This is a genomic window from Laedolimicola intestinihominis (assembly GCF_040096155.1).
GTDB classification, from domain to species: domain Bacteria; phylum Bacillota; class Clostridia; order Lachnospirales; family Lachnospiraceae; genus Laedolimicola; species Laedolimicola intestinihominis.
In genome coordinates, this window is sequence record NZ_JBBMFE010000008.1 from 1 (window position 1) to 20,299 (window position 20,299).

General features: G+C 45.8%; 15 protein-coding genes, 2 pseudogenes and 1 other annotated feature. Of the genes and pseudogenes, 1 reads left to right on the forward strand and 16 read right to left on the reverse strand.

Going from position 1 to position 20,299, the window contains the following annotated elements:
- Positions 1 to 121: 121 nt before the first annotated feature.
- The 8 genes from queA to WMO29_RS09620 all read right to left on the reverse strand — a co-directional run bounded on the left by queA (position 122) and on the right by WMO29_RS09620 (position 8,475).
- Complete coding sequence (queA, locus tag WMO29_RS09585) at positions 122 to 1,147, reverse strand: tRNA preQ1(34) S-adenosylmethionine ribosyltransferase-isomerase QueA (protein ID WP_349164602.1); 1,026 nt, start codon at positions 1,145 to 1,147, stop codon at positions 122 to 124.
- A 39-nt stretch (positions 1,148 to 1,186) separates the two neighbouring features.
- The gene (locus WMO29_RS09590; protein WP_349164603.1) at positions 1,187 to 2,119 is read right to left on the reverse strand and encodes a magnesium transporter CorA family protein; all 933 of its coding nucleotides are present in this window, start codon (positions 2,117 to 2,119) and stop codon (positions 1,187 to 1,189) included.
- Positions 2,120 to 2,223: 104 nt separating this feature from the next.
- Positions 2,224 to 3,186: a Gfo/Idh/MocA family protein gene (locus WMO29_RS09595; protein ID WP_349164605.1), complete on the reverse strand. Its 963-nt coding sequence runs from the start codon at positions 3,184 to 3,186 to the stop codon at positions 2,224 to 2,226.
- Between the two features lie 163 nt (positions 3,187 to 3,349).
- The gene (gene pheT / locus WMO29_RS09600) at positions 3,350 to 5,770 is read right to left on the reverse strand and encodes a phenylalanine--tRNA ligase subunit beta (RefSeq protein ID WP_349164606.1); all 2,421 of its coding nucleotides are present in this window, start codon (positions 5,768 to 5,770) and stop codon (positions 3,350 to 3,352) included.
- A gap of 166 nt (positions 5,771 to 5,936) precedes the next feature.
- A complete protein-coding gene (gene pheS / locus WMO29_RS09605) occupies positions 5,937 to 6,956 on the reverse strand; it encodes a phenylalanine--tRNA ligase subunit alpha (RefSeq protein WP_349164607.1) in 1,020 nt (339 codons plus the stop codon).
- Between the two features lie 61 nt (positions 6,957 to 7,017).
- Positions 7,018 to 7,256: a binding site (T-box leader), on the reverse strand.
- A 303-nt stretch (positions 7,257 to 7,559) separates the two neighbouring features.
- The gene (locus WMO29_RS09610; RefSeq protein WP_349164609.1) at positions 7,560 to 7,772 is read right to left on the reverse strand and encodes a DUF3791 domain-containing protein; all 213 of its coding nucleotides are present in this window, start codon (positions 7,770 to 7,772) and stop codon (positions 7,560 to 7,562) included.
- Complete coding sequence (locus WMO29_RS09615; RefSeq protein ID WP_349164610.1) at positions 7,769 to 8,239, reverse strand: DUF3990 domain-containing protein; 471 nt, start codon at positions 8,237 to 8,239, stop codon at positions 7,769 to 7,771. The genes WMO29_RS09610 and WMO29_RS09615 overlap by 4 nt, the downstream gene beginning before the upstream one ends.
- Positions 8,236 to 8,475: a DUF3791 domain-containing protein gene (locus tag WMO29_RS09620; RefSeq protein ID WP_349164611.1), complete on the reverse strand. Its 240-nt coding sequence runs from the start codon at positions 8,473 to 8,475 to the stop codon at positions 8,236 to 8,238. The genes WMO29_RS09615 and WMO29_RS09620 overlap by 4 nt, the downstream gene beginning before the upstream one ends.
- Positions 8,476 to 8,853: 378 nt before the next feature.
- Here WMO29_RS09620 and WMO29_RS09625 point away from each other — a divergent pair.
- Positions 8,854 to 9,762, forward strand: a pseudogene (locus WMO29_RS09625) (transposase); the annotation flags it as partial.
- Here WMO29_RS09625 and WMO29_RS09630 read toward each other — a convergent pair.
- From WMO29_RS09630 to WMO29_RS09665, 8 genes and pseudogenes are all read right to left on the reverse strand, one after another.
- On the reverse strand, positions 9,690 to 10,556 hold the full coding sequence (locus WMO29_RS09630; RefSeq protein WP_349164613.1) for a glycosyltransferase family protein: 867 nt from the start codon (positions 10,554 to 10,556) through the stop codon (positions 9,690 to 9,692). The pseudogene WMO29_RS09625 and the gene WMO29_RS09630 sit on opposite strands and share 73 nt — an antisense overlap.
- Positions 10,557 to 10,833: 277 nt before the next feature.
- Positions 10,834 to 11,949, reverse strand: a pseudogene (tnpC, locus tag WMO29_RS09635) (IS66 family transposase).
- Positions 11,950 to 11,982: 33 nt separating this feature from the next.
- Positions 11,983 to 12,471, reverse strand: a complete 489-nt coding sequence (locus WMO29_RS09640) for an IS66 family transposase (RefSeq protein WP_349164614.1) — start codon at positions 12,469 to 12,471, stop codon at positions 11,983 to 11,985.
- Positions 12,472 to 12,768: 297 nt separating this feature from the next.
- Positions 12,769 to 13,101: an IS66 family insertion sequence element accessory protein TnpB gene (gene tnpB / locus WMO29_RS09645; RefSeq protein WP_349164615.1), complete on the reverse strand. Its 333-nt coding sequence runs from the start codon at positions 13,099 to 13,101 to the stop codon at positions 12,769 to 12,771.
- Between the two features lie 14 nt (positions 13,102 to 13,115).
- Positions 13,116 to 13,475 carry an IS66 family insertion sequence element accessory protein TnpA gene (gene tnpA, locus WMO29_RS09650; RefSeq protein WP_349164616.1) on the reverse strand — a complete coding sequence of 120 codons (360 nt, stop codon included), beginning with the start codon at positions 13,473 to 13,475 and terminating at the stop codon, positions 13,116 to 13,118.
- Between the two features lie 318 nt (positions 13,476 to 13,793).
- The gene (locus tag WMO29_RS09655; RefSeq protein WP_349164618.1) at positions 13,794 to 16,427 is read right to left on the reverse strand and encodes a lectin like domain-containing protein; all 2,634 of its coding nucleotides are present in this window, start codon (positions 16,425 to 16,427) and stop codon (positions 13,794 to 13,796) included.
- A gap of 242 nt (positions 16,428 to 16,669) precedes the next feature.
- Positions 16,670 to 19,069: a sulfatase-like hydrolase/transferase gene (locus WMO29_RS09660; RefSeq protein ID WP_349164619.1), complete on the reverse strand. Its 2,400-nt coding sequence runs from the start codon at positions 19,067 to 19,069 to the stop codon at positions 16,670 to 16,672.
- Positions 19,070 to 19,324: 255 nt separating this feature from the next.
- Positions 19,325 to 20,278: a glycosyltransferase family 2 protein gene (locus WMO29_RS09665; RefSeq protein ID WP_349164707.1), complete on the reverse strand. Its 954-nt coding sequence runs from the start codon at positions 20,276 to 20,278 to the stop codon at positions 19,325 to 19,327.
- Positions 20,279 to 20,299: the final 21 nt, after the last annotated feature.

Genomic DNA, 20,299 nt, shown 5'->3' on the forward strand with positions numbered 1-20,299 from the left:
CCCCCCCCCCCCCCCCCCCCCCCCCCCCCCTCTTTTCTATTTGTTAATTTCTGCTTTTGAGTTCGGGATTTCCACGCTGCGCGCGGCAATCCCGTTTGATTACAAATGTACGTTTTGGATGTTATTTAATGAACATCGCATCCCCGAAGCTGAAAAAACGATACCGCTCTCTCACTGCTTCCTCATATGCTTTCATAATCGTTTCTTTGTCTGCAAATGCGGACACCAGCATCAGTAAGGTGGATTCAGGCAGATGAAAGTTGGTGATCAGGGCGTCCATGATCTTGAAATGGTAGCCGGGGTAGATGAAGATTTCGGTCCAGCCGCTTCCTGCTTTCAGGATACCGTTTTCGTCCGTGGCAGATTCCAGGGTTCTGCAGCTGGTGGTGCCGACGCAGATAACGCGGCCACCGGCGGCTTTGGTATCGTTGATAAGTTTGGCCTGGTCTTCTTCTACCATATAGAATTCAGAGTGCATATGATGCTGGGTTACATCGTCTACCTTGACCGGACGGAAGGTACCAAGACCGACATGTAAGGTCACATGGGCCAGCTTTACGCCTTTGGCCCGGATCTGCTCCAGCAGCTCCGGTGTGAAATGGAGTCCTGCAGTGGGCGCCGCTGCAGATCCTTCATGCTTGGCGTAGACGGTCTGATAACGGTTCTTATCCTTTAACTGATGGGTGATATAAGGCGGCAGCGGCATCTGTCCAAGCTGATCCAAAATTTCCTCGAAGATGCCGTCGAACTCAAAACGGATCAGGCGGTTGCCTTCGTCTACCACGTCGATAACCTCCGCCTTCAGCAGGCCGTCGCCGAAATCAATACGCGTGCCGGGTCTGGCTTTCTTTCCAGGCTTTACCAGGGTCTCCCAGACATTGTCTGCCTTGCGCTTCAGAAGCAGCACTTCGATGTGCGCGCCGGTGTCTTCCTTGACGCCTAAGAGGCGGGCCGGGATGACCTTCGTATTATTGACCACCAGGCAGTCGCCCGGGTTCAGATAGTCGATGATGTCGCGGAAGATTTTATGCTCTACGTTTCCAGTTTTCTTATCCAGTACCATAAGCCGGGAGCTGCTACGGTCCTCCAGCGGATCCTGGGCTATCAGCTCTTGGGGTAAATCATAGTAAAAATCGCTTGTTTTCATGTTGTAATTCCTGTCCTTTAAATAGAGTTATATCATTTTTTAGAACTTTCTCTTCTTAAACCAATACAAAATCACACCCACCACCACAATGCTCAGCACGATCACATACAGATATCCGAACCTCCACCCAAGCTCCGGCATATACTTGAAGTTCATGCCGTACCAGCCCACGATTAGGGTCAGCGGCTGGAAGATGATGGTCACCATGGTAAAAAGCTTCATGGTATTGTTCAGGTTATAGTTGAGGGTAGCGTCCATGGCTTCCCGAAGGTGAATCAGATTATCACAGAGCAGCTGAGTGTTATTGCTGAGACGCTCGGATTTATCTGTGAAGATCTTGAAATAACGCAGATCTTCTTCCTCGAACAAATCATTTTCATTCTCCTGCAGGGACTCTCCGATGTCGATGAGCTGCTCATAGTAGTTTTTCAGCGTGGAAAGCCGATTTCGCAGATCGAAGATCTCGGTATTCAGCTCTGAGTCTACTTTGCCGTTGACCACTTCCCGCTCCATGGCAATAATCTGGCGTTCTGTCATGACCAGACCCCGGTTACCACTGGACAGCAGCCGCTCCAGCACACCGTAGATCACTTTCTCCATGGTGGCGTTCTGTCGGAATCGTCCAATAGCGTCCAGAAACATTTGCCGGATGCTGTCTTCCTTGTCGATGATTTTCACCACTACAAACAGATTTTTCTTAATGAAAAAGCCGATACGGTTGCGCCTGGTGCTCAAATTCAGGATATCCACGATATTGATCATACCGAAGCTGAACTCGTCGTATACATCCATACTGGTTCGGAAATGGGTGAAATCTGTCATACAGTCCTTGACCGCCACCTCTGAAAGTCCCAGCTCCTGATAGCAGCTTTTCAATTCATCCAGCGTCAGATAACCCACGCAGATATCATGGAAATCCAGCTGCTCCAGACTGATCTCCCGGATTTCTTTATTGTGAATCGAATAAAACATGTTGTCCCTCCCCGTATGTCCGTACACATTTTTCTATTCTACTGCTTTTTTCAGTCCGCGTAAAGCAGTTTCTGTTTCCCTTCCGCTCTTTTGCCATATATCAGTCAGGAACGGCTCCCTCGACGGGCTGCATCCAGGACCTTCATAACCCGCAGGCTGTGTTCCAGTCGTCTGTCCAGCTCCGCCTGGTTTTTATTTACATAGTATTCGGTAAATGCCGTCAGCTCCTCTGCGAAAATGCTGTCCCGACGGGCCAACTCGTAATGTATCGGCTCCTGCTTATTTTCCTGATAACTGAACTCTTCAAACCGCCCGGAATTGGAATGGCTGAACATGCAGCCCTTATCACCCTCGATATTCACCGATAAAGGCGCGCCACAATCCTTAGCCGCCACACAAACACACTGGAACGTCGGATATTCCATAACCAGAATGCCTGACGTGTCCACGCCCTTCTCCATATTCGGATAGTAATGAATTGCCTTAGGTTCGCCAAACAAGCCCACCACAAAATGAATATTGTATACATTCAGGTCCATCAGCGCGCCGCCTGCCTTGGCCGGATCGAATACCGGCGCGATGTTCCCCTGCTTGAATGCCTCATAGCGACTGGAATACTGGGAGAAATTCAGCTGCACAATCTTCACATCGCCCAGACCCGGAAGCAGCTCCCGAACCTTTTCATAGTTGGCGTTGTACTGATTGGTAATGGCCTCAAAGAGAACCAACCCCTTTGCCCGGGCCAGCTCTGCCAGTTTTTTCGCCTCTTCGTAGGTCACCGTAAATGGTTTTTCCAGAATCACATGCTTCCCTGCCTCCAGGGCCTGCTTTGTGAAGCTGTAATGCAGGTGATTGGGCACCGGAAGGTACAATACATCAATCGACTGATCCGCTAACAGCTTCTCATAGCTGTCATAGGCCACCGGAACCTGATACTTCTCACAGATCTCCTTCCGTTTTTCTTCTTTCCGTGCAAATAAAGCCCGCACTTCCATCTCCGGAATCAATTTTGCCGCCTCCAGAAACCAGGGCACCGTCATGCCTGCTCCTACAATACCAATCTGCATAAGTATTCTCTCCCGCATTTGTCTTATTTTTCGTCAATCATATGAGCATGTTGACTCTCTTTCGCTCATTATACCACGCCATATTTATCCTGTCAGCCTAAAACAGGACACCGACCCCATTTTCCGAGGAATCGATGCCCTGTAAGTTTTTTACAGTTTCAACCTACTGACGAAGCTCCGCCTTCAGGCCCTCCAGACCCTTCAGGATCCGCTTCATAGCCGCGGAAATGTCGCTCTCCTCCAGCGTCTTATCCTTACCGCGGAATACGATAGAATAAGCCACTGACTTATAGCCTTCCTTAATCTGGCTTCCCTCGTAAATGTCGAACAGCTGGAAGCTTTCCAAATAGCTGCCGCCCTTCTGCTCAATCACCTCTTCGATCTGGCCTGCCAGCACCTCCTTGGGGATCACCATGGAGATATCACGGGTTACTGCCGGGAACTTGGCAATTCCCTCATACTTACGGCCAAAGGTCGCCATCTCCGTTACCACCGGCATATCCAGAACAGCCACATAGGCCCGCTCGCCGATGCCATAGGTGTCGGCAACCACCGGATGAACCTCACCCAGATAGCCCATCAGCTTGCCGTCATAATAGATATTGGCCTGACGTCCCGGATGGAGATAATTCTTACCGGCCTTCGGATCATAGTGTACACGGTCGCGCATACCCAGCTTATCGAAGAGCTCCTCGATAACGCCCTTCATATTGTAGAAATCGCCGTCGCCATACATACCCAGGGTGAACTGCATCCGCTCATCCGGAAGCTCCTGAAGCGGAAGCGCCTTCGCGATATAGATATTACCCATTTCGTACAGACGTACATTCTTATTTCTGCGATTGTAGTTCGTAGCCAGAGAAGTCAGCATACCATTCATGGAAGTAGTACGCATGATACTGAAATCCTCGCCCAGCGGGTTGGAAATCCGGATTGCCCGGCGCATGGGATCCTCCGCGTCAAGAAGCAGCTTATCAAATATCTTCGGGCTCTCAAAGGAATAAGTCATACCCTGGGAAAAGCCGCAGAACTCAGCGATATCTCTTGCCACAGCCTCCACGCGAAGCTTGAAGGGAAGCTTACCTGTGGTAGCCTCTCCTCTCGGGAGGGTGGTGGGGATATTGTCGTAACCAAAGAAACGCGCTACCTCCTCCGCCACATCTGCCAGGCGGTGAATATCCTGCCGGAAGGTGGGCGCTACGATTTCATTGGTTTTCTCATCATAATCCAACTCAACCAGCTTCAGATAATCCAGCATCTGCTCTTTGCTGAGATCGGTTCCCAGAAGCCCGTTGATCTTATCCGCGTCAAAGGGCACTCTGGAAGGCTCGCTCTTTCCGTAATAAACGTCAACCATACCGTCTACCACTTCACCGGCTCCCAGCTCCTCGATCAGCTGGCAGGCACGATCAATGGCAGCCTGGGCATTGTTCGGATCCAGACCCTTTTCAAACTTACCGGAAGCATCGGTACGAAGACCGATACGCTTTGCGGAAAGACGGATATTCACACCGTCAAAGCAGGCAGCCTCAAACAGCATTGTCTTTACGTGATCTGTAATCATGGAATTCTCACCGCCCATGATACCTGCGATTCCCACAGCCTTCTCGCCGTCGCAGATCATCAGGACATTTTCATCCATGGTACGCTCCTGGCCGTCCAAAGTCACAAACTTCTCGCCTTCCTCTGCCCGGCGCACCAGAATCTGATGACCCGCGATGGTATCCAGGTCGTAAGCGTGCATGGGCTGGCCATACTCTTCCATTACATAATTGGTGATATCCACGATATTATTGATGGGACGGATGCCATTAACTGCCAGTCTGCGCTGCATCCACTGCGGTGAGGGAGCCAGCTTGATATTCTTGACCACTCTCGCACAATAACGGGGGCAGAGATCCGCATCCTTTACATCTACCTTGATATAATCATTGACATCTCCGCCGGAGCCCTTTACGGTTACCACAGGCGGTACAAACTTCTTCCGGAAGGTGGCTGCAGCCTCTCGGGCAATACCGATGACACTGTAGCAGTCCACACGGTTGGAGGTAATCTCGTACTCAAACACTACGTCGTCCAGACCCAGGGCGTGAATAGCGCTCTCGCCTACCACTGCGTCATCCGGGAAAATATAGATTCCGTATTCCGGCGCTTCCGGGTACATCTCCCGGCTCTGACCCAGCTCCTCGATGGAGCACATCATACCGTTGGACTCCACTCCGCGAAGCTTTCCCTTTTTAATCTTGATTCCGCCCGGAGTCATCTTGCCATCATGTCCGCCGGCCACGCGGCCACCGTCCAGAACCACCGGAACCTTCTGTCCTTCCTTTACATTGGGGGCGCCTGTAACGATCTGAATCGGCTCTGCCTCTCCGATATTAACCTGGCATACTACCAGCTTATCCGCGTCCGGGTGCTGCTCAATCTTTACGATCTGACCAATGATGATATTTTCCAGGTCAGCGTCCAGCTTGGTGAAGCCCTCAACCTTGGTTCCGGAAAGTGTCATTGCATCTGTATATTCCTGCGCCGTTACATCCAGATCCGGCACATACGCTTTAATCCATGATAAAGATGTATCCATTGTTTTTCTCCTCTCTTTCTATCACATACGCTCCCCGTGCTACGCTCGAGAAAACTTCGTTTTCCCTTGCTTGAGGCTATCGCCCCATATAGAAAGTCCCAGGCATCTGCAGTCAGATACATCTGCCTGCAAATGCCTGTGCCTTCCTATGCACGGCTCACTGCTATCAAAACTGCTTTAAGAAACGAATATCATTTTCGTATAACAGTCTCATGTCGTCAATCTCATACTTCAGCAGCGCAATTCTCTCCAGACCTACACCAAAGGCAAATCCGGTGTACTCGTTGGGATCGATCCCGCACATCTCCAGTACATGAGGATGCACCATACCGCAGCCCAGGATCTCGATCCAGCCGCTGCCCTTGCAGAACCGGCAGCCCTTACCACCGCATTTGAAGCAGCTTACATCTACCTCGGCGCTGGGCTCCGTAAACGGGAAATGATGGGGACGGAACTTGGTTTTCGTCTCGGCTCCAAACAGCTCCTTGGCAAACTCCTCCAGCGTACCCTTCAGATCCGCAAAGGTAACATTCTTGTCCACAACCAAACCTTCAATCTGATGGAAGGACGGGGAATGGGTTGCGTCCACCTCGTCAGAACGGAATACACGTCCCGGAGCGATCATACGGATCGGCAGCTTTCCTTCCTCCATCACACGTGCCTGGCAGGGAGAAGTCTGGGTACGCAGCACGATGTTTTTATTGATATAGAAGGTATCCTGCTCGTCCTTGGCCGGATGTCCTTCCGGAATATTCAGTTTTTCAAAATTGTAAAGGTCGTACTCGATCTCCGGTCCTTCCACCACCTCATAGCCCATACCTACGAAGATACGCTCTACCTCCTCCAAGGCAATGGTGTTCGGATGACGATGGCCTACATTGTTCTTCTTCGCCGGAAGGGTTACGTCGATAACCTCTGCCTTCAGCTTCTCCTCGCGAACCAGGGCCTCCATCTTTGCCTTGGCCTCTTCCAGAACCTTCTCGATTTCCTCGCGTGTCTCATTCACCAGCTGGCCTACCTTCGGTCTGTCCTCCGGAGCCACATCCTTCATACTCTTCAATACGCTGGTCAGTTCACCCTTTTTACCGAGAATGGCCACGCGGGCTTCATTCAATGTGTTCAGATTCTTTGCTTCCCGAATCTGTGCAATGGCATTTTCCCGGATTTTCTGCAGTTTTTCCTTCATTGTTCTCACCTTTCCTGATTGTTGGTTTTTGAGGGACGCAAAAGATCCGCCCCTACTGACGTGTAGGGACGGATCTCATATCTTCCGCGGTACCACCCTGATTCCTATCTCTTCATTTAACGGACAGGCTCTCATCTTCTGCGTAACGTGCAGGCTACGTCATCGCCTACCAAATCTCTTCAGCGATGCTGCTCCGGTGGGAATTTCACACTCTCTCCTGAACTTAAGCCCGCTCACAGCCGCTGACGGTCTCTCTCTGAAAGAAGAAGAAAGGTTACTGTGCACCTTCGTTGCATTTGTCATATCAAGGATTATTCTAAACCTTTACGGGCGAAGATGTCAAGTACTTATCTGTTACTTTTTCGCATTCTCTTCCAATTCCAACATGTACTTATCAAAGTCAGACATAAACAGTCTGTCCTGAATGACTCGATATGATATTGTCAATATTGATCCCATTAGCTATTCCGACATGCCTTGTTTCAAAAGACTTCTAATACTCATAAAACGATAATCTCGCAACTCCGGCCCATCTTTCAACTGGAAGATTGCATAACAAAGCCCCACATCTACTACCGCCATAGAGTTCCATATCAGAGTAGGTTATTTTGTATTTTTTCTTTCTTCTTCCAGCTCCTGGACAAGATATTCGTCACTCATACAATGCATATCTGATACACCCTCGCTCATGAGCTTATACAATTCGGAATGATAAAAAACGTCCAGAGCTTTCTCCAATGAAATGTTATTCTCTTTTGCGAAAAGTGCTACTACTCGTGCATATTTCTTCTGTAGAAGAATCGGATTTGCATTCATACTCTTTCACTCCCTTTAAATTTCAGATAAGAAAGTGCCTTCTCCGTTCGAAAAGCCATTTGCAGGTTCGGTTTCTCATATTGCAGCCTGTGAATAGCTTCCGCCTTATCAATCAATCCATCAAAAAACAGTTCTACCGTATTGAACACCTTATCATTTGCAACACCGCCAACCACAAAATCATAATCTGTACCATCCTGCCCTCTTCGACAGTTCAGGATGAAATCCAGCCAATCCTCTGAATAGGCATCAAATGTCAGCACCTTTAAATCCTTATACGCGCCTTCGTCAAACACATACTGCGATACAATACCATCCTTACCTCGACGTTTAAATCTGCTACACCATTTCTCTGCCTGCTCATAAATGGGTGTGACATAAAAACCTTTCCCAAAATCAACATTCGGTCTGGAGTGCAACAAATCCGGCTGTTCAACCACTACAAATGAGCCATGATATAAGATCATAGTTTCACACCCCTTTCTTTCATAATATCAATAATATCATTCACGATATACTCCTTGCTTTGGGTGTGAAGAACTTCATACTCTGGAATGATATATTCATTCAAAATGTCTGTCTGTTCTGTCAAAGCGGCATAGACTTTTGCAGCATCCACATTTAATTTTGATGCAACATTTTCAATGCAGAAAATTGCAAATTCCAATTCTCTACTTCCATACATAGTCTTATCCATTTCCATATGTCGCTTGACCTCCTGTCCATAATTTATATCGTTAGTATATCGTAAAATCACTTTTCTCAACAATTTGTTCCTATCAAAGTTGTCAGTGCTTCAAGATTAAGTTCAGCCTTCTCAAAGCTTTTAAAGTTTTCAAAAGTAAAACACTTAATCATTATACAGGAAGCTCCTTCTAGCTCAAGGGTTCCTTTCAATGAATATAAAATCGGTCAGGGGCACAAGGAACGTGACCCTGACCGATATGACCATTTTAGCATTTGGTGTGTAGATTGGCAACTGATATTTAAATTGTTGAGAACGATGAAAAATGAAATTGTGAATTCCACTCCCTCAATCCCCAGTGGAATTCTCTCTCGCACAATTCACATTTACTCTTATGCCTGTGGAAAAATTGTTCTCTGTGGCGTGAAATGTGCTTCCTGCCCCACCTGCAACCAAACATGCCCTGATTTTGAAAAAGAACGCTGTAACCGTCTGGACAGGGCCCCTTATGTCTGCAATGGCTGCACAAAGCTTATAAACCATTGCACGATTGCTCACAAATATAACTACAATGCCAAAGCTGCTGACCGCAAATATCGGGAAACGCTTTCTGACTCCCGTTCCGGCATCAGTCTCTCCAGACATGAACTGCGTCTTAAAGATAAAGTTATCAGTCCCCTGATTGCCCAAGGACAGTCCCCGTATCAGATCATCACCAACCATCCGGAACTGGATATGTCGGTCAGAACAGTCTACACCTATCTCGATATGGGCCTTTTTACATCCAGAAACATTGATTTAAAACGAAAGGTAAAATTCAAACCAAGGAAAGTACACAAAACACAGATTTCTGACCGGAAAGTTTTTACTGGCAGAACTTACTCTGATTTTTCAGAACTACACCTGGATTCCTTTGTGGAAATGGATACCGTTCACTCCTCCAACGATTCCGCTAAAACTTTGCTTACTTTTTTCTTCACCAAAGAAAAACTATTCCTAGCTTTTCTGATGAACCGCAACACGGAAGGTGCTGTAAGGCTTGTTTTTGACCGTTTGAAGAAACGTTTGGGAACTTATGAATTTCTTTCCCTGTTTGAACATATCCTAACCGATCGCGGTTCTGAATTCGGAGATCCAGATTCATTGGAAACAGGGATAACCGGATTCCAGCGCTCCAACATTTACTATTGTGATCCTATGCGTAGTGGGCAGAAAGGCGGTATTGAACAGGCTCATACCATGCTTCGTATGGTGCTCCCCAAAAAGACAAGCTTTGAATTTCCGACCCAATGGGATGTAAAAGTGTGATTTCCTATATAGAGTCCCGACTGTCTTCCGATGTCCGGAACATAACTTAACGGCTGTTGAAATTTTATATAATTTCTCACAGAATACCATAGTCCCAATGGCAAACTAACGGCTCCAAAGCAAAAATACTTTTTCATCCAGCCAACAATATCTTTTTTGTTTGAACTTCTCCATAATTTTTCCAAAAAAACAATTATCGTATAAACTGCAACAATTGCACAGGAAATCTTTGTCATCACACCCAAGCCATATAGTAGTGCAAGGAACAAAGTGTTTTTCCAATTTGGATTTTTCTTCCAATACAAAGTCCATAAAAACTCAGCTGTCACAAAAAAAGTTGCCAGCATATCTGGTCCAACACTACCTCCTCGTAAATAAAAAACAGGTGTAAAAGCCACATATAGCATTAATATTTCCATACCTGTCATTTCCATTCTAACTGCCTCTCCAAGCTTCAACACCACAAAGAGAAGCAGGCATGATGCTAAACATGATATAATTTTTGAAACTTCCAGCATCTGGTATATCGTCAAATTCGGAATGCACACCTTTAGCAAATTAGCCAGTGCGACAGATAGGAAATAGTAAAAGGGTTGTTGATAAAATTGAAATTTATTTGTGTATGGAAGATGCCCTTCCATTAAGTTAAGCAGATATGCTGCATGCCCTGTAGCGTTGATATCAAGCGCCCCAAAATCATGGCTTCTCACTGTCATAGGGGTATACAGCATATACGCAATTCGCATAAACATTCCGAAAATAATAATCCAATTGATTTTATTCTTTACCATATTGCTCTTAACAATTTTCTTTAAGCACACACAAATCACCTGTATATTTCATAAATTAACTTGTTTGATAATTGAAAAATCAATCATCATCTATTCCCTTTCTTTGCAAACGGTAAACCCAGCATTTATCTGACGAGTATAAGTACTCCCACTGTCTCATCTGTAAATTTTCTGCAATCTCTTTTCCACTCTCCTATATGCTAAGTAAGCGCTCAATAAAATAATGGCTATCATTCCGCAAGATATCCCATTATCATTGAAGTAAAATACTCCAACTTCAGTTTTTTGATTTCATCCGGCATCGCTGCTGTATCATCTCAGACCATGGCATCAGCTCTTCTATACCTTCGGGCTCATTTTTGTAGTCCGGCATATAGAGCAGTACGGTCTCCAGATATGCATAAATGTTCAGATGGTTAAGCTTTGCTGTTTCTACTAAGCTGTAAACAATGGCACTGGCCCGCGCTCCTCTTACCGTATCATGAAACAGAAAATTTTTCCTTCCTACAGCATAAGGGCGGGCTATATTTTCTGCGATGTTGTTCGATATGGAACACCGCCCATCTAACAAATAGTTCTCCATATAGGGCTTCTGATTTTTCGCATAGGTCACTGCTTTGGCCAGCCGGCTCCCGCCAGCAGGGTTCACTGTTTCCAGCCACGCCCAATAAGCCTCCCATATGGCAGGCTCTGTCTCAAGGCGCTTGGCTTTCCGGGTGTCGGCATCCAAATCTGCGTACCCTCTCTCCAGTTCAAACAACTGGTTGCAGTAATCAAACCCGATCTCCGCCGGAGTCTTATCTGGCGATTTCTTCATTTTTCCCGGCAGTGCCTCATGCCAGTACCGTCCCATATGCGCAAGGCAGCCGCAGCGAATGACATTTTTCAGCTTATTATAACCACCAAAGCCATCACAGGTAAGGTATCCGGTAAAATCCTTCAAAAACTCTTCTGCATGATAGCCGCCCCGGCTGGGCTGGTAATCATACAGCCGAATTGGCGGCAGCTCATCATTTCCGGAGCCATACAGCCACATATACGACTTGGACTGTGCCGTTTTCCCTGTCTCCTTCAGTACCTGGCATGGTGTTTCATCTGCATGGATAATGTCTCGTTCCAACAGATGCCTGTGAAGCTGTTCATACACCGGCTCCATATAATCTATGCCGCATTTGATAACCCAGTTTGCCAGCGTCGCCCGGGGCAGCCGGACCCCAAGCTGTTTTCAGTCTGCTTCCTGCCGGTAAAGAGGGATACTGTTCACATATTTTTGATACATCACATAAGCAACTGTGGATGGGGATGCAAGGCTGTGCTTCAGTAAGGGGCTTGGTGTTTCGACCCCGACGATAACACTGGCACCATCTTTCTTACATTCCGGGCAGCCAAGCACCTCCTGTACATACTGAATCCATTCTACTTTTGCCTAGATAAGCCGCAGTTCTTCCCGCACAACCTTTTTCCCGATGACTGCCATGGGTGTATTACAATAAGGGCAGTTTCTTTCCTCATCCGGCACGCTGCAGAGAACTTCAATCACTGGAAGCCTTGCAAGGATCTCTTCTCTGATAGCTTTCGCTTTTCTTGCTTTACGTTTATAACCACCCACCATTTCTTCTAGGGTTGGCTCCTGGACAGATGGATCTACTTCCGCCTCTGCCTCATTGAACAGCTCAAGCTGTCCGGGAAACTCCTCTTTTTTTGTTCTTTCGCTGGAAGATGCAAACAGCTTTTTCTTGAGATACTCAACTGTTTCATTGAGATTTGCGATGGTCTGGTTTAGCTGCGCGGTTTGTTCTTCATGATTTTTGGCCATCTGTTCCATGGTAAGCCGCTGGCTGTCTACCAGTTGGCGAAGGGATTCAATTGTCTCTTTCTGAAGCTGCATGAGAGCTTCCATCTCTGACTGCCGCATAGGAAACCACCTTTCTTTTACTGGTTCCTATTATACTGAAAATCTAGCAAAAAAGCGAATGTCCCATCTGTCCTCCATCGTCATTGTGACGAAAAAGAAATGTGGATAACATACCGCTCTGGCAGGACATTGCCTCTGAAAAATGTCTGATTTTCCACACATAGGCAATCATCTGGGGCATATAGAGCAGGTTATCCTCCTGCTCTTCCGGATGTTCCCTTGTTTTGTGGATAACTTATCTGCTGTATTTTTTAGCCCGGCAAGAGAAAGAAAATTTTTCTCCCTTTTGCACAAAGATTAGAATTCCTTTTTCCCTGCAGGCCGGATTGCCTTGGGCTGATCAATGGAAAGACCTTCTAAGAGCCAGCGGTATTCCTGGCGGGTGAGATTTCTTACTTCGGAAGGATCCCGCGGCCATTGAAACCGTCCATTATCTAAGCGCTTATAATACAGGCAGAAACCATCTTTTTCAATGTGCAGTGCCTTAATCCGATCGCAGCGTCTGCCACAGAAAAGGAAGAGGGAATTGCTGTATGGATCTAATTCATAGGTATCCCGTACGATTGCCATCAGGCCATCAATACTTTTCCGCATATCGGTATAGCCAGTTACAAGGAAAAATTTAGCCACACCAGACAATTCGCCTAACAAAGCTGCCGCAGGGCAAGAAGAGTATTCCGGATCACATCCGCCCCAGCCTGTTCGTGAATTTCAATGCGGATACCCTGCATATCCAGACAAATCGAAGGCCGGTCTGCGGCAACGGGAGCGGAAGTCTGCTGTTCCATTTCCCAGAGCGGGATTTGGACAACTTCCTGTTTCTGCCCCACAGTCTCCACTGCTTCCGGAACCTCACAGGCTTTCTTCCGCAGCGCCCGGATATGATAGTAAAATGTGCTGACAGGGATCCGGTTTTCTATACACCACTGGCGATCGGTAAGTCCACTGGCTCTGCACTGGGTGATCAGCTCTAACCAATGTTCATCCTTTGAAGTTGTACTCATTTGATTTAATTCCTCCAATTCAGATTTTGGAGTAACCAGGTACAACAAAAGCTATCAAAAATGCGCTCTGAGATTTGAAGTTGAAGTATAGCTTTTGCAACGCCGAGAAACGGATAGAAAGTGAATTACTCCAAGTATTTGAAGTATCTCATAAAAGTTGGAGGTTGACTATCCGGTTGATTATAAAGCGCTTACTTTGGAACTTTCACCCGTTAGAAACGTGCGCCGCCAGGCGCATATAGAAACCGGCCAGGGCCAGAATGTCCTGACCCTGACCGATATGATCATTGTAGCATTGGAGTGGCGGGATAGCAACTGTTATTTGGCTACATACACCGCTGTAGTCGCTGACGTCACTCCCTGATAATCCCTTGCGGGCGCTCCGCTTCCTTTGGGGCGCATCACGATCTGAACCGCTTCCATCTGATAGCCATATCCGGCGGTTCCTGCTGGTTCGCCGTTGGATGCCCAGGAAAGCCAGCCAAAATTCGCAGCATGAGCCCGGTAATAGATGTCATAATACCTGGAAAGCTCACCTGTCAGGGCAATCCGGACAGCTTCACAGCGCCTTCCCTCCCCGGTGGTTCCCGATATCTGCCCGTCCTGTTTCCAGGAAGCCTGATTATAGATATTATCCAGCCAGCCGTAATCCTGCACATGGGTGGTGTAAACCACTGAACCAGAATACAGCTTATTATCCACCGAAAGCTTCAAGGCCTCCATGCGAAGCGCTTTTCCGGTGGTGCCGCCCACACTTCCCTCCGGAACTGTACTCAGCCAGCCGTAATTCTGTACATGTGCCTGATACTGCAGCGTATATCCATACTGCATGGAAGGCACGAACCCTGATTCCGACAGATAAGACTGACTGTTGTCTGATTTCACCCCTCCATATTCATTATCCGGCTTCTCGCCCTTAGGCAGCAGCACAACCTGCATGGCCTCGATACGTCTTCCAGACTCACCTGTCCCTGCCGGAGCCCCGTCAGCAGCCCAGGACAACCAACCATAATCCTGCACATGGACCCGGTACCAGATATCGTATTGATCCGCACGCTGACCGCCCAGGGAAATCATGACAGCTTCAATCTGTCTTCCCTGTCCGGTAGTTCCGCTGACAGCTCCATTTCCCTGCTCCTCCTGCCAGCCCTTCCCCTGTACCATAGACATATAATGCACATCCAGTCCGTCCACATTTTCCGTACTCAGCTCAAAGGCCTCCACACGCAGACCCTGTCCGGTGGTTCCGCCAATCTCTCCATTCTGCACCGGATCCAGCCAGCCGTAATCCTGCACATGGGCCCGATATCGGACACCTGCCGGGACAGGCTCCGGTTCCGGCTTCGGATCGATACTTTCCTTTTCGTCGGAAGTAAATGCCTTCACACAATAATTGCCCCAGTAAAAGGGATAAAACCTGCTTCCACTGTAATAAAAGCTCTTATTGTTCCCTACGCTCACCCCACAGTCCCAGATGGTCTTCGAAAAATCCTCCGAGGCTACCGACTGTGCCTGCTCATAATCCAGCGCCGGAGCATCCACCGTCACTACCACTGCAAAAGCAGTCCCAGGCTTCAACGTAACTGTATGCTCCAGAGAAACCGTGTAAGTTCCGGCATACGTTGTCCTGCCTGTCGTCGTTGCCGCTTCCTGCCTGGTTCCGCTCAGGGGATCCGCAGCATCTGTCAGATCTGTATAAATCTCAACCTGATACTCCACTCCCGCATTTTTGGAAAATGTAAGCGATACAGCTTTCAGCGTCTCCGAACCGACATCTGCTACCTGCTTTGCCTGAAATACATTGGCCAGGATCCGATGACTGGTATCCGGATAAGACATAATTCCCCCATCCAGCTGATAATTATTGTCATAGTCATCCTGCTCTGCAAAATCAAATACCCATGCCGTATCGGCCAGAGACACCGTCTCATAGGACATCCAGAAATAATTGGCATAGAGTCCCCAGCTGTTCCGGACAAGCCAGGCGCCATTTTCCGAAGGCTTTTCCGCCGCGGTAAAATTGTCTCTGGAAAAATCATCGTCCCAGCCTACAATCATAACTGCATGTCCTCCGCCTGTCGTTGCGGAATCATAATAAGTATACCGTCCCAGTGCGGAATTCCATCCCATAGCCGCATCTGCATGATAATACATCACGCCCACCGCACCATGCTCCATAATCTGCTGCTTTACATCTGACGCATTTTCCCGGATATTGACCATATAGATATTTTCCAGATGCGCCACATCATGGCTATACGCATAGGAGCTGTCCAGTCCTCCTGTCACCGTGGCCGCTGCCTGGCTGTAGGGCACCAGAGATTCTGGCACGGCTCCGCACCACTGGGCCAGCCTTCTGGCCGCCATGGCATAATTGCCGCCGTAATTCAGATAGGAAACAGAAGCATTTTCATTATAATACTTGGTGTAATCTCCTTCTGTTCCACCCAGCGGATCCACCACGGAATTATAGGTAAAATAAGCCAGCTGCAGCTCACTCAGATCCAGGCTTCTGTCAAAGCTTCCTCTGCCAGCCAGAGAATCGTTGATGAGATCAAATTCTGCGAGCCCGGTGGAAGCCACGGCCCAGCAGGTTCCATAAGGATTCTGGTTCCGGTTGGACGGATAGGTGGTTTCAAAAACATTCATATCATCCGGAAATGCCGACGGCAGACTGGCATAGGTGGCAATTCCTGCGTCATAAACCGGAGTGTTGTAATCCAGATCGCTTTCTATGTAATCGCCAAAAGAGAGTGTATCCGGTTTCTCCGGTTCCGGAACCTCTGTCATCGCCTGGATATCCGTCTGCTCTTCCGCTTCCTTTATCTCTGTATTGTCCTGAATATCGGAATTCTGTTCTGCTTTATTTTCCGCAGCTTCTTCATCCGTAGTTCTTTCCGCTTCGCTGGATTCCCCGGATTCCGGAGCATCCATATTTTTCTCATTTTCCACAGCCGAAATATCCTCCTGCTGTTCTTCCGGTATGGAGGATTCGACTGTAGGAACTGGCTCGAAAGCTGGCAGCGCTGCGGCCTGTGCGGGCTGCACGGGAGCGGTTATTATGCTTAGGGATAAAAGTAAGGCTGTTATCTTTTTGTGGTTCATGTGGGTCCTCCGTGGTTTTAAATTAGCTATGAATATAAATTTACAATTATTTTTATATCCTCTTTCCCATTTTTCTTTCGCTTTATTTTTTAATTGGTCCACCAATAATACTGTGCATATTTCATCTTATTCAGTTCTTCACTTTCCTCTTCTGTGATATCCTCATACGCTGTATAATTGTACTCTTTATCAAATATCCCATTTTTTCCAATCACTGGATACTCATCCATTACATGCAGTAAATACCGATCCCACTCTGTTAATTCCAGACCAGCCTCCGCTTTTATGATTGCGCCAAGATAACCTGCATTAATATAAGGCCTGTTATAAGTGATTCTGTCATAATTGCTCCAGATTAAATAAGGTGTCACATACCGGGTTTCATCCTGCTGTTCTGTGATATCGGATGCTCCAAATACCTTTTCATAAAAATCATCTGTCATGTTTGGCTGATGATCTCCGAAAAGTACTATCATTGTCGGCTCTTCTACTTTTGAAAAATATTCTAACAGATATTCTATCGCCTGATCCGTATAATGCGCCAGAGTCAGATAACTATTCAGTTCTTCACTTTCCATATCCTGCGCTACTATATCGTAGGATTCCATCGGATAGGAATAAGAACCATGATTCTGCATGGTAACATTGAACACAAATAGCTTATCTGTTTCCTTATTTTCATATTGTTCTATTATCCGTTTAAAATCAGATTTATCTGATACACACCAGCGAATCCATTCGTCACCCTCATAATAATTATCAATGTTATAATACTTCTGAAAGCCCATTAAGGGATACACCTTATCCCGATTGTAGTTTGCCCCATTAAACGGATGCATGGCTATCGGATAATAATCTTTTTTCCTTGCCGCTGTACACAAATTTTCATAATTGTATTTGCCCAAACCGCTCGCCAATAAATTATAAGGATACAGAGAACCAATTTCCAAAAATGCACTATTGCCCTCTGCAAGTACTTCCCATTCTGTCACTGCCGTACCGCTGCCTAATACCCGAACGCCGAGCCAGCCCTTTTCTATCCTGTCATTATTACTCAACGAGTTAAAATACGGCAGCACTTCCTGATTTGTTCTAAATTCACCTAATACAGATAAATCCGAAAAGGATTCATCCATAATTACAATTAGATTCTGTGGAATCTTATCACCCCCCTCTTCTACCTCTGTATAACTAGCGTTCTCTTCTATAAATTTACGGGCTAAGCCTTCGGCATATCCCTCCGGAGCTGTATTCGTGAAATTTTTAATCAATTTTGTATTCGTATAAAGCCACCCGTATTTTTCGAAGCTTTCATTGATATCCCAACCACTTAAATTGAGTTTGGAAAAATAACAAATACCCCAGAATACTCCGCAGCTTCCTAAAACAATAAGACTCCTTATAACAATTTCCTGCCTCTTTTTTATATGTAGCTTTAAAACCGGGAATCCATTATAAATAATTGTGATATACAGCAATGCATAAATTATCACAACAGCCAATATCGGGAAAGAACAGGTATACACATAATTCCCAGCTACTGTAAATGCAGTTTCTGCCGAAAAAATATCAGTAACCATAATAGGTTGTCCACGAAATTCCTGCACATAATAATTTCCCAGAGTAACAGCCAAACAAATCATCACGAACAATGTTTCACCTATTTTTACCTGGAACAAACCAAGCAAAAACAGATATATCACATACAACAATACTATTCCTGTCACTACGTAAATACTTTTGACATATTCTATATTTCCATTTATCCAGGCAAATAATAGCAATACAAAAACCGGTAGTGCCAGTTCAAAGATCCAGGCGCTTTTGCGGAATGCTTCCTCCCTCTTTCTCACTATCTGAAGCAGTAGCGCAATCATACCTGCAAGTAATACAGCCACACTATAATACTGCCCCTTCTTTACCGTACAGTAACTCATCCGAAGCATTTTCCCTGACTGCAACACTCCACTTATCCATAATTTTATGTCGCTTTTCCTTTGATAAACAGTCAATGCTGGCGCTTCCGCTTCATTTTTTTCAAGTAAACAGGAAAGAAACAGAATGTCATCTTTTTTCACTTTTATCCCTATATCATAGAGCGCAATTTCAGTGAACCCAGACATCTGATAGTATGTCCCATCTATCAATCTCTGGCAGGGAATCTCTTCGGAATACAGGACATTTCTATCTGTATCCAGAATGGACAGCTTAATATCTCCGGATATACTCTCTGGAATATCTGTTACTTTCATTTTCACACTATCCAGAAATCCACTTTCAGAGAAAGTTAAAGTTTGAAGCCACTCTGCATCATTTTCCAGTGGAATTTTGGATGTTGTCTCGGATGATGATGCATCATAAGAAGTGGTCACCACAGTATCTGTTACCATTCGATCTGGATAGATAAAGATGTATCCTATCAGTATTACCAACATTGTTGACAGCAACAATAAAACAATTTGTTTTCTCATATGATTTTCTGTTTTCATATCACAGCGCATTCCTAACAATCTGAAAGTTTTCGAAAAATATACTTTCCTCTATACATCTCATCTTCTTCCGTCTTATCCAAAAAACTTTCTATAATATCTTTATCTGTCTCATCCAGTGAAAGACCTACGACAGAAAGTTTCAATGTATCATCAACTCCAAGTACCATGCTGTCAGCTAGTATAAGGCTATTATTGCAGACAGATGCAGATAATGAAAGGCTCCAGTTATGGAGCATTTATGTTTATTCCCTTTTATTTATCTAATACTGTCTCGATAATATACTTCGGGCGTGCTTTTGTCTCCAGATATATTTTACCTATATATTCACCTATAACTCCAATAGCCAGAAGTTGCAGACCACCTATGGCCCAGATAGATACTACTGTACTGGTCCATCCCTGCACGGTTTTTCCTAACATATGTATTACTATAAAATACAGTAACATCAAAATACTTATAGAAAAAATCAAAAAGCCACAGGTCGTGATCATGCGAATAGGTTTAATGCTAAAGGAAGTAATGCCATCTGTAGCAAAAGCCAACATCTTTTTTAACGGATATTTTGATTCTCCTGCAAACCGCTCATGACGCTCGTAGGTAACAATATCCGATTTGTAACCAATCAAAGGGACGATCCCTCTCAAAAACAAATTCACTTCATGAAATTCAGATAATCCATCCAGAGCTCGTTTACTCATCAGGCGATAATCTGCGTGATTAAATACGATTTCCACACCCATGGCCTGCATAATTTTATAAAAACCCTCAGCTGTAAATTTTTTAAAAAAGGTATCGGTATCCCGGGCACTTCGTACCCCATATACTACATCACTTCCTTCGTAATATTTCTCCACCATCTTATCAATAACATTTACGTCATCTTGTAAATCTGCATCCAGAGAAATCACCATATCTGCCTTTTCCCGGGCAGTCATAAGTCCTGCCAGTAATGCATTCTGATGGCCTTTATTTCGAGATAATTTCACTCCAGAATAAATCGGATTTAACCTGTGCAACTCCTGTATAATGTCCCATGTCTTATCCTTGGATCCATCATTCACAAACATGATTTTGCTTTCTTCTGAAATCATGTTTCGTTCAATCATAGCCTTCATTTTTTTCATAAGCTGCCGCGCCGTTTCATGTAAAACAGCTTCTTCGTTGTAACATGGAATTACCAGATATAAAATGTCACTATTTTTCATCATCTTTTCACCTTATCCAAC

Excerpts from the sequence above, each read along its gene's own strand:
- queA (WP_349164602.1), bottom strand. The coding sequence starts at position 1,147 with ATGAAAACAAGCGATTTTTACTATGATTTACCCCAAGAGCTGATAGCC.
- WMO29_RS09590 (WP_349164603.1), bottom strand. The coding sequence starts at position 2,119 with ATGTTTTATTCGATTCACAATAAAGAAATCCGGGAGATCAGTCTGGAG.
- WMO29_RS09595 (WP_349164605.1), bottom strand. The coding sequence starts at position 3,186 with ATGCAGATTGGTATTGTAGGAGCAGGCATGACGGTGCCCTGGTTTCTG.
- pheT (WP_349164606.1), bottom strand. The coding sequence starts at position 5,770 with ATGGATACATCTTTATCATGGATTAAAGCGTATGTGCCGGATCTGGAT.
- pheS (WP_349164607.1), bottom strand. The coding sequence starts at position 6,956 with ATGAAGGAAAAACTGCAGAAAATCCGGGAAAATGCCATTGCACAGATT.
- WMO29_RS09610 (WP_349164609.1), bottom strand. The coding sequence starts at position 7,772 with ATGAATGCAAATCCGATTCTTCTACAGAAGAAATATGCACGAGTAGTA.
- WMO29_RS09615 (WP_349164610.1), bottom strand. The coding sequence starts at position 8,239 with ATGATCTTATATCATGGCTCATTTGTAGTGGTTGAACAGCCGGATTTG.
- WMO29_RS09620 (WP_349164611.1), bottom strand. The coding sequence starts at position 8,475 with ATGGAAATGGATAAGACTATGTATGGAAGTAGAGAATTGGAATTTGCA.
- WMO29_RS09630 (WP_349164613.1), bottom strand. The coding sequence starts at position 10,556 with ATGGTAAAGAATAAAATCAATTGGATTATTATTTTCGGAATGTTTATG.
- WMO29_RS09640 (WP_349164614.1), bottom strand. The coding sequence starts at position 12,471 with ATGCGGCAGTCAGAGATGGAAGCTCTCATGCAGCTTCAGAAAGAGACA.
- tnpA (WP_349164616.1), bottom strand. The coding sequence starts at position 13,475 with ATGAGTACAACTTCAAAGGATGAACATTGGTTAGAGCTGATCACCCAG.
- WMO29_RS09660 (WP_349164619.1), bottom strand. The coding sequence starts at position 19,069 with ATGAAAACAGAAAATCATATGAGAAAACAAATTGTTTTATTGTTGCTG.
- WMO29_RS09665 (WP_349164707.1), bottom strand. The coding sequence starts at position 20,278 with ATGAAAAATAGTGACATTTTATATCTGGTAATTCCATGTTACAACGAA.